This is a genomic window from Thiohalobacter thiocyanaticus, from assembly GCF_002356355.1.
In the GTDB taxonomy this organism is placed as follows: Bacteria; Pseudomonadota; Gammaproteobacteria; order Thiohalobacterales; family Thiohalobacteraceae; genus Thiohalobacter; species Thiohalobacter thiocyanaticus_A.
Map to the genome: position 1 here is coordinate 430,409 of NZ_AP018052.1, position 13,896 is coordinate 444,304.

At 63.0% G+C, this 13,896-nt stretch carries 8 protein-coding genes; 7 read left to right on the top strand and 1 reads right to left on the bottom strand.

What is annotated here, in order from left to right; genetic code table 11:
* The first annotated feature begins 250 nt into the window (after positions 1 to 250).
* Positions 251 to 1,060, top strand: a complete 810-nt coding sequence (locus CFK21_RS02050; protein ID WP_157745245.1) for a PEP-CTERM sorting domain-containing protein — start codon at positions 251 to 253, stop codon at positions 1,058 to 1,060.
* 339 nt (positions 1,061 to 1,399) lie between these two features.
* On the opposite strand, the gene metH is transcribed toward CFK21_RS02050, so the two are convergent.
* A complete protein-coding gene (gene metH / locus CFK21_RS02055) occupies positions 1,400 to 5,188 on the bottom strand; it encodes a methionine synthase (protein WP_096364255.1) in 3,789 nt (1,262 codons plus the stop codon).
* Positions 5,189 to 5,673: 485 nt separating this feature from the next.
* On the opposite strand from metH, the gene nosR reads away from it, so the two are divergent.
* From nosR to CFK21_RS02085, 6 genes are all read left to right on the top strand, one after another.
* Positions 5,674 to 7,800: a transcriptional regulator NosR gene (gene nosR / locus CFK21_RS02060; protein WP_231971547.1), complete on the top strand. Its 2,127-nt coding sequence runs from the start codon at positions 5,674 to 5,676 to the stop codon at positions 7,798 to 7,800.
* A gap of 34 nt (positions 7,801 to 7,834) precedes the next feature.
* Positions 7,835 to 9,685, top strand: coding sequence for a TAT-dependent nitrous-oxide reductase (gene nosZ / locus CFK21_RS02065; RefSeq protein ID WP_096364259.1), 1,851 nt, complete (start codon positions 7,835 to 7,837; stop codon positions 9,683 to 9,685).
* A 274-nt stretch (positions 9,686 to 9,959) separates the two neighbouring features.
* A complete protein-coding gene (locus CFK21_RS02070; RefSeq protein ID WP_096364261.1) occupies positions 9,960 to 11,231 on the top strand; it encodes a nitrous oxide reductase family maturation protein NosD in 1,272 nt (423 codons plus the stop codon).
* Between the two features lie 70 nt (positions 11,232 to 11,301).
* Positions 11,302 to 12,228, top strand: coding sequence for an ABC transporter ATP-binding protein (locus CFK21_RS02075; protein ID WP_096364263.1), 927 nt, complete (start codon positions 11,302 to 11,304; stop codon positions 12,226 to 12,228).
* Entirely contained in the window at positions 12,216 to 13,043 is an 828-nt protein-coding gene (locus CFK21_RS02080; RefSeq protein WP_096364265.1) for an ABC transporter permease, read from the top strand. Before CFK21_RS02075 ends, CFK21_RS02080 begins: the two co-directional genes overlap by 13 nt.
* Positions 13,044 to 13,201: 158 nt before the next feature.
* On the top strand, positions 13,202 to 13,711 hold the full coding sequence (locus tag CFK21_RS02085) for a nitrous oxide reductase accessory protein NosL (RefSeq protein ID WP_197702976.1): 510 nt from the start codon (positions 13,202 to 13,204) through the stop codon (positions 13,709 to 13,711).
* Positions 13,712 to 13,896: the final 185 nt, after the last annotated feature.

Genomic DNA, 13,896 nt, shown 5'->3' on the forward strand with positions numbered 1-13,896 from the left:
TCAGTTGTAATCCCGACAGGGTTATCCAGACAGAGAATCGGTCGAGGTGGGGTGAAATTCAAGCCGCCGGGGCGGACCCGGCTCCGGTGGAGTGGAATCAATGTCAGTAATTTTTACAGTCCTGTTCGGTCGAATGAAATTTTATCTTGAATATCAGTATTCTGAGGTTTCTGCATGATTCATGCATGGTGAGCAGTTCACTAGTATTTCACCCGGGCCGCAGCCCTGGTGCCAGCAAGGAGAAACCGAAATGAAACTGATAACAACACTGGCCCTGGCGGCAACCGGGGCGCTGGCTTCCGTCCAGGCCCATGCCGTCGCCGTGGACCTCACTGGCTGGACGGCCGAAGGCGGCAGTTCCTCCTGGAATGTTCAGGCCGGCAATGATTCGGTGCTGCAGACCGTCAACGGTGCGCCCACGGTCTTTTTCGATCCCAGCGCCACCAGTAGCCAGGGCACGGCCCTGAGCGGCAATATCCGGGTCGGCGCCGAAGGCGATGACGATTTCATCGGCTTCGTGCTCGGCTACAACAGCGGCGAGATCTTTTCCTCCAGTGCCGATTTCTACCTCATCGACTGGAAGCAGGGCGACCAGGCCGGTTGGGGCCAGGGCCTGGCTATCTCCCATGTCACCAACGGCTCCAACGGCAATACCACGGGCACGGGCGGCTCCTACTGGCAGCACACGGCCGGTGAAGTGGACCTGATCACCCGGGCGAACAGCCTGGGCAACACCGGCTACACCGACCTGATCGATTATGCCTTCAACATCATCTTCACCAGTAACCTGATCGAGGTGAGCGTCAACGGCACCACCGAGATCAGCATCACTCCGGCGGATGTGGCCGGCGTGTCCAGCTTCTCCGATGGCAGCTTCGGGTTCTACAACTACTCGCAGGCGCAGGTGCTCTACAGCGCGATCCGTTCAACGGACTGCTCGCAGACCCCCGATGCCCCTGAATGCCAGACCGGGACCATCCCCGAACCGACCACGCTGGCACTTATCGCGGTCGGGCTGCTGGGCATGGGCGCAGCCGGCAGGAAGGCCGCCAGCCGCTGAGCACCGGATGCAGCCACAAAACCCCGTTCGTCAGAACGGGGTTTTTTTATGTCCGGACGGGCCTGTCGCAGGCATAAAAAAGGTTCATCGCGCATTTCCGGGCAAGGCAAGCGAACCAGCCCAGCCGGCAGGTCGGTAACCCAGAGCCGTCATCCCGGCGAAGGCCGGGATCCAGATACCTCGGCGGCCTCTGGATTGCGGCCTGCGCCGCAATGACGGATGCTGGCTTGGTTTACCTGTGGGGGCTGCAGCGACTCTTGAGCAACCCCGCAAATCTGCGAAGAACCATAAAAAAGCCCGCCGGAAGGGCGGGCTTCGCATTGGGCCGCGGCCGCGGCCTCAGCCGGCGGCCTTCTTCTGCTCGGTCGGGGCTTCGTCCGGGTCGTAGCCCAGATTCGGCGCCAGCCAGCGTTCGGCCTCCTCCAGGCTCATGCCCTTGCGTCTGGCGTAGTCCTCGACCTGGTCGCGGTTGATTTTGCCGACGCCGAAGTAACGCGCCTCGGGGTGGCTGAAGTAGAAACCGCTGACCGCAGCGGTCGGCACCATGGCGAAGGACTCGGTCAGCGCCAGGCCGGCGTTGTTGACCGGGTCGATCAGCTTCCACAGCAGCGCCTTCTCGGTGTGTTCCGGGCAGGCCGGATAGCCGGGGGCGGGACGGATACCCTGATACTGCTCCTTGACCAGGGCGTCATTGTCCAGCGACTCGTCCGCGGCATAGCCCCAGAACTCCTTGCGCACCCGTTCATGCAGCAACTCGGCGAAGGCCTCGGCCAGACGGTCGGCCAGGGCCTTGAGCATGATGGAACGGTAGTCGTCGTGTTCGCGTTCGAAGCGTTCCACATGTTCATCGATACCGATGCCGGCGGTCACGGCGAAGGCGCCGAGATAGTCCTTCAGGCCGCTGTCCTTCGGCGCCACATAGTCGGCCAGGCACTGGTTGGGCCGCCCCGGCGGCTTCTGGTTCTGCTGACGCAGGTGATGCAGGGTGAGCAGTGACTGGCCGCGTGAGTCGTCGGTGTACAACTCGATGTCGTCGTCGCCCACCTGGTTGGCCGGGAACAGGCCGAACACGCCGCGTGCCTCGAGCCACTTCTCGTCCATGATCTGCTTCAGCATCTGCTGCGCATCATCGAACAGGGAGCGGGCATGCTCGCCCACGACCTCATCGTCCAGGATCTTCGGGTAGCTGCCGGCCAGTTCCCAGGTCTTGAAGAAGGGCGTCCAGTCGATGTACTCGGCGATTCTCTCCAGCGGATAGTTGTCGAAGCGCAGCACGCTGTAGCCGTCGCCGTGCACGACTTCCGGCTTCGGTTTGTCCGCGGCCGACGCATCCGCGCCCTGCTCCAGCACGGCGGGCTTCGGCGGGGTGTAGTTCTCCCAGTCGACCTTCGTCTTGTTGGTGCGCGCGGCCTCCAGGCTGACCCAGTTGGTCTTGGCCTTCTTGCCGGCGTGCATCTCGCGGACCTTCTCGTATTCGGCCTTGATCTCGGCGACGTAATTGTCCCTGTTGGCCTCGGAGACCAGGTTCTGGGCCACGCCCACGGCGCGTGAGGCGTCCTTGACGTAGACGGTCGCGTTCTTCGTATAGTTGGGCTCGATCTTCACTGCCGTGTGCACGCGCGAGGTGGTTGCCCCGCCGATCAGCAGCGGGATGTCGAAGCCTTCGCGCTCCATCTCCTTGGCCATGTGTGCCATCTCGTCCAGCGACGGCGTGATCAGGCCCGACAGGCCGATGATGTCGACCTTCTCTTCGCGCGCGGTGTCGAGGATCTTCTGTGCCGGCACCATTACGCCGATGTCGATGACCTCGAAGTTGTTGCACTGCAGCACCACGCCGACGATGTTCTTGCCGATGTCGTGCACGTCGCCCTTCACCGTGGCCATCAGGATCTTGCCCTTGGCCTGCTGGCCCTCGGATTTCTCGGCCTCGATATAGGGGATGAGGTGTGCCACGGCCTTCTTCATCACGCGGGCGGACTTGACCACCTGCGGCAGGAACATCTTGCCCTCGCCGAACAGATCGCCGACCACGTTCATGCCGTCCATCAGCGGACCCTCGATCACGTGGATCGGGCGCTCGGCGTTCTGGCGCGCGGCCTCGGTGTCCTCCTCGACATAGGCGTCGATGCCCTTGACCAGGGCGTGCTCCAGGCGCTTCTCCACCGGCCACTCGCGCCACTCGAGGTCTTCCTTCTTCTCGGCGGTGCCGCCCTCGCCCTTGTACTTGTCGGCCAGATCCAGCAGCCGCTCGGTGGAATCGTCGCGGCGGTTGAGCACCACGTCCTCGACCGCCTCGCGCAGCTCCTCGGGCAGGTCGTCGTAGATGGCCAGCTGGCCGGCGTTGACGATGCCCATGTCCATGCCGGCCTTGATGGCGTGATACAGGAACACGGCATGGATGGCCTCGCGCACCGGGTTGTTGCCGCGGAAGGAGAAGGAGACGTTACTGACGCCGCCACTGACCTTGGCGTGGGGCAGGGCCTGCTTGATCTCGCGGGTGGCCTCGATGAAGTCCACGCCGTAGTTGTTGTGCTCCTCGATGCCGGTGGCGATGGCGAAGATGTTGGGGTCGAAGATGATGTCCTCTTCCGGAAAGCCGATCTGCTCGGTGAGCAGCTTGTAGGCCCGGGTGCAGATCTCGACCTTGCGTTCCCTGGTGTCCGCCTGGCCGACCTCGTCGAAGGCCATGACGATGACGGCCGCGCCGTACTTGCGGCACAGCTTGGCCTGGCGGATGAATTCCTCCTCGCCCTCCTTCATGGAGATGGAGTTGACGATACCCTTGCCCTGAATGCACTTGAGGCCGGCCTCGATGATGTGCCACTTGGAGGAGTCGATCATCACCGGCACGCGCGAGATGTCGGGCTCGGAGGCGATCAGGTTGAGGAATTTCACCATCGCCTCCTCGCCGTCCAGCATGCCCTCGTCCATGTTGACGTCGATGACCTGGGCGCCGTTCTCCACCTGATCGGCGGCGACCTCCAGGGCCTCGTCGAATTTCTCGTCCAGGATCAAGCGCTTGAACTTGGCCGAGCCGGTGACGTTGGTACGTTCGCCGACGTTGACGAACAGCGAGTCGTCGGTGATGTTGCAGGGCTCCAGGCCGGACAGGCGCATGGTGTCGACGTCATGCTGCGGGATCGGGCGCGGCTGGAATTCCGCCACGGCCTCGGCGATGGCCTGGATGTGTGCCGGCGTGGTGCCGCAGCAGCCGCCGATGATGTTGAGAAAGCCGCTCTCGGCCCACTCGCGGATCTCCGCGGCCATGGCCTCGGGCGACTCGTCATATTCACCGAACTCGTTGGGCAGGCCCGCATTGGGGTGGGCGTTCACGCCGCAGTCGGCGATGCCGGCGAGCTCCTCGATGTGCTGGCGCAGCTCCTTCGCGCCCAGGGCGCAGTTGAAGCCCAGCGACACCGGGTTGGCGTGGCGCAGCGAGTTGAAGAAGGCCTCGGCGGTCTGGCCCGACAGGGTGCGGCCGGAGGCGTCGGTGATGGTGCCGGAGATGATGACCGGCAGCTTCTCCCTGCCGGTGTCCTCGAAATACTGTTCGATCGCGAATACAGCCGCCTTGGCGTTCAGCGTGTCGAAGATGGTCTCGATCAGCAGCGCATCGACGCCACCGTCGACTAGGCCGCGCACGTTCTCATAGTAGGCGTCCTTGAGCTGATCGAAGTTGACGTTGCGGAAGCCCGGATTGTTCACGTCCGGCGAGATGCTCGCGGTGCGGTTGGTGGGCCCCAGGATGCCGGCGACGTAGCGCGGCTTGTCCGGGGTCTTCGCGGTCATGGCGTCGGCGGCTTCGCGCGCCACCTCGGCGCCGGCCTTGTTCAGCTCATAGGCCAGGTCCTCCATCTGGTAGTCGGCCATGGCGATGGAGGTGCAGGAGAAGGTGTTGGCCTCGATGATGTCCGCGCCGGCCTCCAGGTAGGCGGTGTGGATGTCGCGGATGATCTGGGGCTGGGTCAGCTGCAGGACGTCGTTGTTGCCCTTCAGGTCACAGGGCCAGTCCTTGAAGCGCTCGCCGCGGTAGTCGGCCTCTTCGAGCTTGTAGCTCTGGATCATGGTGCCCATGGCACCGTCGAGGATAAGGATTCGCTCTTGGAGACTTTCCTTGAATGTCTTCATGCGTCAGTCTCTTGGTTGCTAAATGATTGGGAAATTTAAGGAAAATTTCGACAATTCTAACATCCGGGGCGGATGGAGTCACATCGAAACCCGCCTGCAAGCCACCCTGAGGGTCCCTAACAGACTGAAGCGGTGGAATAAAAACCAACTTGCAACGGTCGCCGCAAGGCCAGCCCTGTGCCCCTTCGTGAAACAAGGTATTTAATGTTCCACGAGGCGTTCGGCGCGGCCGGACACCAGGACCGCGTTGGTGTTTGTGGCTCGACATTTACCAGGTATAGTCTAGGTTTAATATAAGTCATATGCCTCAATTACGAACCGTTGCCTCCGGCATTTGACTCAGGTCATACACCGTGGGGAGGCTGCGGGCCATACTGCGGCCGCAATCGCAACCAACAGGAATAATGCGGGACGTGATTCCAGCCACTATGCCCGGGGACCGGGGCGTCACTCTTTTCGTCTTTTTTTTGCTGGCGCTGCTCTGCATGCGGCCGGCACAGGCGGCGTTGCCTGATGCCGACCTGGTGAAGCAGTTCTTTCCCGAATCCGACGGCTTCGGCGAATACGAGGGCGAGCCGCCGGTGGCGAAGGTGTTCCAGGGCAACCGTCAACTGGGCTATGTCTTCCGCACCCTGCCCATCGCGCCCATTCCGGCCTATTCCGGCAAGCCCATCGATATGCTGGTGGGGCTGGACCTGGACGGCAACATCACCGGGGTACGGGTGATCGAGCATCACGAGCCGATTCTGCTGGTGGGCATCCCCGAATCCAGCCTGGATGATTTCACCGACCAGTACCGCGGCAAGTCGGTAGAGGACCGGCTCAAGGTCGGCGCCGGTTCGCGCGAAGGCTATGTCAACATCGACGCCGTCACCGGTGCCACGGTCACGGTGATGGTGATGAACGAGGTCATCATCCAGGCCGCGCGCAAGGTCGCGACCGAGTACGGTCTGATCGAGGCGGTACGTGAGGCCCGGCGCAAGCCGGCACGGGTGCGCAGTGAGTATTACCGTGACTCGGACTGGAAGGAGTTGACCGGCAACGGCGCCATCCGCCGCATGCTGATTACCCGCGGCGAGGTGGATGCGGCCTTCGCCGGTACCGAGGCGGAGGGCGTGGATGCCGCCGGCCAGGGAGAGCAGGACCAGGTCTTCATCGATCTCTATTATGGCCACCTCAATCCGCCCACCATCGGCCGCAACCTGCTTGGCGAGAGCCAGTACAACTGGCTGATGGCGGAGCTCGAACCGGGCGAACACGCCGTTGCCGTCATGGGTCGTGGTATCTATTCCTTCAAGGGCTCTGGTTATGTGCGCGGCGGTATCTTCGACCGCATCCATCTGCGCCAGGGCGATCATGAAATCGCCTTCCGTGACCTGGATCATTACCGCCTCAACGACACCTTCCTGCCGGGCATGCCGGAGATGGACGAGATGGCCATCTTCGTTGTCCGCGCCGAGCACGAATTCAACCCCGGGGCGATGTGGGAGGTGGAACTCCTGGTGCGGCGTCAGACCGGGCCGCTGGACAGTGTGTTCACCAGCTTTGCCTCCACCTACGAGATACCCGAGGCCTATATCGAGCGGCCTGAACCGGAGATCGTCGAGGCGGAGGAGCCCGTCCCCATGTGGATGACGGTCTGGCAGGAGCGCAAATTCCGCATCGGTGTGCTGGTGGGCAGCCTGGTGCTGCTGACCCTGATCATGGCGCTGCAGGACTGGCTGGTGCGTTACCCGAAATTGATGCGCTATCTGCGCAACGGCTTCCTGGTCTACACCCTGTTCTTCATCGGCTGGTACCTGCTGGGTCAGCTGTCGGTGGTGAATGTCTTTACCTTCACCGGCGCCATCCTGCACCAGGACTTCAGCTGGAGCACCTTCCTGATCGACCCCACCATGTTCATCCTGTGGGTGTTCGTGGCGGCCGCGCTGCTGTTGTGGGGGCGCGGGGTCTACTGCGGCTGGCTGTGCCCGTTCGGCGCGCTGCAGAAACTGACCAACGAAATCGCCCGCAAGCTGAAGGTGCCCCAGTACCAGCTGCCGCAGGTGGTGCATGACCGGTTGTGGGGCATCAAGTACATCATCCTGCTGGTGCTGTTCGGCGTCTCGCTGCAGTCGCTGGGCCAGGCCGAGCGCTATGCCGAGATCGAACCGTTCAAGACCGCCATCACGCTGCGCTTTGATCGTGACCTGCCCTTCGTGCTTTACGCCCTCGGGCTGGTGGTGATTTCGGCCTTCAACTGCAAGTTCTTCTGCAAGTACATGTGTCCGCTGGGCGCCGCCCTGGCCGTGCCGGCGAAGTTCCGTCTCACCTTCTGGCTGCGCCGGCGCAAGGAATGCGGCAACCCCTGTCAGATCTGTGCCAACGAATGCGAGATCCAGGCCATTCACCATACCGGCGAGATCAACATGGACGAGTGCCATTTCTGCATGGACTGCCAGATCACCTACTGGGACAACCACAAGTGCCCGCCGCTGATCGAGAAGCGCAAGAAGCGCGAACGCGCCGCCCGGCGCCAGCGTCAGCAGCAGGGAGAGAATCAGAAGGGTAGCGGCCCGGGCGGGCTGCCCCTGGAGATCGAGCCGGCCGGGTCCACGTCCGGCTCGCAGTGAGTCAACAAAAACACACCATGATGGAGGTGCGACGATGAGCAGCAATTCGGATCATTTTGGCCTTACCCGACGCGGTTTCCTGGGTGCGGCGGCCGCCGGCGCGGCCGGCATGAGCATGGGCTCGCTGAGTTTCCGGCCGGCAGAGGCGGCCGAATCCAATCCGGCGCATGTCGGTCCGGGCGAGCTGGATGAGTACTACGGCTTCTGGAGCGGCGGCCAGTCGGGCGAGGTGCGTATCATCGGTATCCCGTCCATGCGTGAACTGATGCGTATCCCGGTGTTCAACTACTGCGGTGCCACCGGCTGGGGTCAGACCAACGAGTCCAAGGCCATCCTGGGTGAGAACGCGCCGCTCAACGGCGACACCCACCATCCGCACATGAGCTTCACCAACGGCACCTACGACGGCAGGTACGTCTGGATCAACGACAAGGCCAACACCCGCGTGGCGCGCATCCGCTGCGACGTGATGAAGACCGACAAGATCACCACCATCCCCAATGTTCAGGCCATCCATGGCCTGCGGCCGCAGAAGGCGCCCAAGACCAAGTATGTGTTCTGCAATGCCGAGTTCCGCATGCCGCATCCCAATGACGGGAGCAACATGCTGGACAACGACAAGTACTACACCATGTTCAATGCCGTGGACGCCGAGACCATGGAGGTGGCCTGGCAGGTTATCGTCGATGGCAACCTGGACAATACCGATGCCGACTACAAGGGCACCTATGCGGCCTCCACCTGCTACAACTCCGAGGAAGGCTTCACCCTGCCAGAGACCATGCGCAACGAGCGCGACTGGGTGGTGGTATTCAATATCCCGCGCATCGAGGAGGCGGTGAAGAACGGCGATTTCATCACCCTGGGCGACTCGGACGTGCCGGTGGTCGACGGCCGCCACGGCTCGAAGCTGACCGCCTATGTCCCGACCCCCAAGAGCCCGCACGGCCTGAACACCTCGCCCGACGGCAAGTACTTCGTCGCCAACGGCAAGCTCTCGCCCACTGTGACCGTGATCAGCATCGACAAGCTGGATGACCTGTTCGCCGGCAAGCTCAATGAGGAGCGCGACGTGGTGGTGGCAGAACCGGAACTGGGTCTGGGGCCGCTGCACACCGCATTCGACGGCCGCGGCAACGCCTACACCACCCTGTTCATTGACAGCCAGATCGCCAAGTGGAATGTGGATGATGCCATCCGTGCCTACCAGGGCGAGGAGGTCAATTACATCCGCCAGAAGCTGGACGTGCATTACCAGCCCGGCCACAACCACACCAGCATGGGCGAGACCAACGAGGCCGACGGCAAATGGCTGATGTCGCTGTGCAAGTTCTCCAAGGACCGGTTCCTGCCCGTCGGGCCGCTGCGCGCCGAGAACGACCAGCTGATCGACATCTCGGGCGACGAGATGAAGCTGGTGCATGACGGCCCCGCCTTCGCCGAACCGCACGACTGCATCATCGTGCACCGGAGCAAGATCCGCACCAAGAAGCTCTGGGACCGGGACGACCCTATGTTCGCACCCAGCCTGGAGCGGGCGAAGAAGGACGGCATCACCCTGGAGAAGGACAACAAGGTGATCCGCGACGGCAACAAGGTGCGGGTCTACATGACATCGGCCGCGCCCAATTTCGGGTTGGAGAGTTTTACTGTCAAACAGGGCGACGAGGTGACCGTGACCATCACCAATGTGGACAAGATCGAGGATCTCACGCACGGCTTCACTGTGATCAACCACGGCGTTGCCATGGAGATCGGGCCGCAGCAGACCTCCTCGGTGACCTTCACTGCCGACAAGGCCGGAACGCACTGGTTCTACTGCCAGTGGTTCTGTCATGCCCTGCATATGGAGATGCGCGGGCGGATGTTCGTCGAGCCGGCGTGACGACCGGTTCGAGAGGCATGAACATGCCCGCGTAGTTCTCTACCTTCGTCATTCCGGTGAAAGCCGGAATCCATCGGCCGCAGCGGTCTGTGGATTGCTCGCGTTGCTCGCCCTTCGGGCCGCCCTGTGTACCCATAGGGCATAAAGGCGTTCAACGCGCTTCGCGCTTTTGTCCGGCATACGCCGGGATGACGTTATTGTGCCAGGTGGCTCCTTGATCGATTCTCCCTGTCTTCATTCGTGGTCCTTGTGTCTCGCGCTTGTGCTGAGCGTGATGCCCGCGTTCGCCCAGCCCATGCAGACCCTGCAGCAGCGCCTGGATGCTGCCGGGCCGGGTGCGGTGATCGAGGTCCCGGCCGGCACCTATACCGGCAATCTGGTCATATCCGGGGCGCTGACCCTGGACGGTAAGGGCGAGGCGATCCTGGACGGCGATGGCAGCGGCGATGTGATCCGCGTCAAGACGGCGGATGTCACGATCCGGGGGCTGACTATCCGCAATTCCGGCAAGAACCTGACCGACATGAATGCCGGCATCTTCGCCGAGAAGGGCGCCGGGAATCTGCGTGTCATTGGCAATCGGTTAGAGAATAACGCCTTCGGTCTGTGGCTGGACGGCTGCCGCGCTCCCGAGGTGATCGACAACCGCATCCAGGGCGCGCCGCAACTGCGTTCCCAGGACAACGGCAACGGCATACACCTGTTCGCCGTTCATGACGGTCTGGTCCGGGGCAACCGAATCAGCGGCACCCGTGACGGCATCTACATCGACACCAGCCAGTACAACCGGCTGGAAGGCAATTACATGCAGGGCCTGCGCTACGGCATTCACTACATGTACTCCTACAACAACGAGGTCATTGGCAACCATACCCGCAACACGCGCACCGGCTATGCCCTGATGCAGTCCAAGCACCTGGAGGTCAGGGGCAATGTCTCGGAGAACGACCTCAATTACGGTATCCTGATGAACTATATCGTGGACAGCCGTATCAGTGGCAATCATGTCAAGGGTACCCGCACCGGGCGGGCCTTCGTCACCGGGGGCGACGATATCGCCGGGGCCGACGGCAAGGCGTTGTTCATCTACAACGCCCAATACAATGAGATCACCGGCAACGTGCTCGAGGACGCCGATATCGGCATTCATCTCACGGCGGGCTCAGAGAACAATGCCATTCACAGCAACGCCTTTGTTCGCAACCGGGTGCAGGTGAAATACGTCGCCACCCGCGAACAGGAATGGTCCGATGAGGGCCGCGGCAACTTCTGGAGCGACTACCTGGGCTGGGACATGAATGCCGACGGCATCGGCGATCGTCCCTACGAGCCCAACGACGCCGTCGACAAGCTACTGTGGCGCTATCCCATGGCACGGGTGCTCATGAGCAGCCCCGCCATCGAGACCCTGCGCTGGGTGCAGCGCCAGTTCCCGGTGTTCAAGCCCCAGGGCGTGCGCGACAGCCACCCGTTGATGCGCCCGCCGGAGGGCGTGTCTGATCATGAAATGCTTTCAACGCAGAGGCGCAAAGGCGCTGAGACATGAAAATAGAAAATGAATTTCCCTGGCGTCTCTGCGCCTCCGCGTTGAGGGTTTTGATCCTGGTTAAGCGCATATGACCGCGCCGCTGGAATTCACCGACGTCACCAAGGACTACGCCGGCTTCAAGGCGTTGGACGGCCTGTCGTTCAAGGTGCAGCCCGGCGAGGTACTGGGCCTGCTCGGCCACAACGGTGCCGGCAAGACCACCAGTATGAAACTGGTGCTGGGCGTGATCGCGCCGACGCAGGGCGACATCCGGGTGTTGGGCGAGAGTTCGACCGGGCATGCCAGCGACCGTCTGCGTCGCGCGCTCGGCTACCTGCCGGAGAACGTCAGTTTCTATCCTCAGCTCACCGGGCGCGAGGTGCTGCGTTATTTCGCCCGACTCAAGGGGGCGGCGCTGCATGCGGTCGATGAGCTGCTGGAACGGGTGGGTCTGTCCGCTGCCGCCGATCGGCGTATCCGCACCTATTCCAAGGGCATGCGCCAGCGCATCGGTCTGGCGCAGGCCCTGCTCGGCCGGCCGCGGCTGCTGCTGCTGGACGAGCCCACCGCCGGACTGGATCCGCAGGTCACGCGTGAGTTCTACCGCATGATCGACGATCTGCGCGGACAGGGTGTATCCATCCTGATCTCTTCGCATGTACTGCCGGGCGTGGAGGCGCACATCGACAGAGCCGCCATACTCGGCCGCGGCCGCCTGCTGGCGCTGGGCAGTCTGGCCGAGTTGCGCGACCGCGCGCGCCTGCCGCTGCGTATCCGCGTGCAGGGTGAGCCGGACCGCGACCAGGCCGTGGAGTTGCTGCGGCCGTTGGGCTTCGAGCCCTGTCCGCCCGGGCCGGTGCTGGAACTGCAGGGCGATCCGGAGCGCAAGCTGGAGGCCGTGCGCGCCCTGCTGGCGCTGCCCGGTGTGACCGATTTCGAGCTCATCCAGCCCGCGCTGGAAGACCTCTATGCCCACTTCAACCGCAGTGGAGCGGCGCAGCCATGCACGCCCTGATCACGGTCGCCATCAAGGAATACCGCGACGGCCTGCGCAACCGCTGGATCCTGGCCATCACCGTGCTGCTGGCCGCCTTCGCCGTGGGACTGTCGTATTTCGGCGGTGCCGCTTCGGGGGCGGTGGGCGTGACCAGCCTGTCCACCACCATCGTCAGCCTGGCCAGCCTGGCCATCTTCATCATTCCGCTGGTGGCGCTGATGCTGGCCTATGACACCCTGGTGGGCGAGGAAGAGCAGGGGACCCTGCTGCTGCTGCTGACCTATCCCCTGACCCGTGGCCAGCTGCTGCTGGGCAAGTTCGCCGGCCATGCCGCAATCCTCGCCACCGCCACAGTCATCGGCTTCGGCGCCGCCGGTCTGCTGGTGGCCGGCGCCGCCGGGGAGCTCGGCGATGCCGGGGTATGGCGGGCCTTCGGCCTGTTCATTCTGTCGTCCTGGCTGCTGGGCTGCGTGTTCCTGGCGCTGGCGCAGCTGATCAGCGCCTGGGCCGGCGAGAAGTCGGTCGCCGCCGGCGTGGCCCTGCTGGTCTGGTTCTGGTTCGTGCTGATTTTCGACCTGCTGCTGCTGGGGGCGCTGGTCATGGCCGGGGGGCAGGAGGGGGGCTGGCTGGCCGGACTGTTGCTGCTCAACCCGACCGATATCTTCCGCCTGGTCAACTTCGTCGGCTTCGAGGCAGCCCGCAGTTATACCGGCCTGACCCATATCGCGGTCGGTCCCTGGTTCCAGCCGGCTGCGCTGCTCGGTCTGCTGCTCGTCTGGATCGTCGTTCCCCTGCTGCTGGCGCAGTGGCGCTTTGCCCGCCGCGCGCTGTGAATCCCGCATCCCTCTGGAGAGTCGTCATGCCGTTTCCGCACTTAACAGGTTTCCGGTTCAATCCGTCATGCCGACGCAGGCCGGCATCCAGGCGCGGCGCCCCGATCGCTGCCGGCAGCGATCGGGATGTCAGGTCCGGCAGCAGGCTCAGGCATCTTTTGGTTCTGTTCCTCGCAGGGCAGTTCCTGCTCGCCGGATGCGGGCAGGCGCCCGAGGCCGAGCGCAGCCTGGAGCCGGTCGCCATCGAGGCCGGTGACGAGTGCCATGTCTGCGGCATGCTGATCACCCGCTTCCCCGGCCCCAAGGGCGAGGCCTTTGTCCGCCACCGGGAGACACCGCTCAAGTTCTGTTCCACCCGTGACCTGTTCGTGTGGCTGCGCCAGCCCGAGTCCGCCGCCATTGTCGAGGCCGTGTTCGTCCACGACATGACCAGCGCACCGTGGGACTCGCCCGCCCGGAAGCATCTGATTCCGGCCGAGACCGCCTGGTATGTGGTGGGCGGCGACCAGAGCGGCGCCATGGGACCGACCCTGGCCAGCTTCGCCTGGCGCGAAGCCGCTGAAGTCTATACCGACACGCACGGTGGTCAGGTAATGGCGTATGAGGAGATCAACCTCCCGGTACTGGAGGCACTGAACGAACTCGAACCCAGGCATCATCACCACTGAAACCGCCGGGTGGGGAAACAGGTGAATTAGCCTGACTTCCTGTCAGTTTTTATACAAAGTAACTGTAAGCAATTGTCTCTAATGAAGTGTATTGTTATCCACATTTCCTGTGGATAAAGTTGTGAATGGTTTGGGAATGAAGAGGGTCGGAGCCCGGGATTGTGACGCTTTTGTTAAATTGGTGG

What these genes read in the sequence shown, in the direction of transcription:
- CFK21_RS02070 (WP_096364261.1), top strand. Translation starts at nt 9,960, where the DNA reads ATGCCCGCGTTCGCCCAGCCCATGCAGACCCTGCAGCAGCGCCTGGAT.
- CFK21_RS02075 (WP_096364263.1), top strand. Translation starts at nt 11,302, where the DNA reads ATGACCGCGCCGCTGGAATTCACCGACGTCACCAAGGACTACGCCGGC.
- nosR (WP_231971547.1), top strand. Translation starts at nt 5,674, where the DNA reads ATGCGGCCGGCACAGGCGGCGTTGCCTGATGCCGACCTGGTGAAGCAG.
- metH (WP_096364255.1), bottom strand. Translation starts at nt 5,188, where the DNA reads ATGAAGACATTCAAGGAAAGTCTCCAAGAGCGAATCCTTATCCTCGAC.
- nosZ (WP_096364259.1), top strand. Translation starts at nt 7,835, where the DNA reads ATGAGCAGCAATTCGGATCATTTTGGCCTTACCCGACGCGGTTTCCTG.
- CFK21_RS02080 (WP_096364265.1), top strand. Translation starts at nt 12,216, where the DNA reads ATGCACGCCCTGATCACGGTCGCCATCAAGGAATACCGCGACGGCCTG.
- CFK21_RS02050 (WP_157745245.1), top strand. Translation starts at nt 251, where the DNA reads ATGAAACTGATAACAACACTGGCCCTGGCGGCAACCGGGGCGCTGGCT.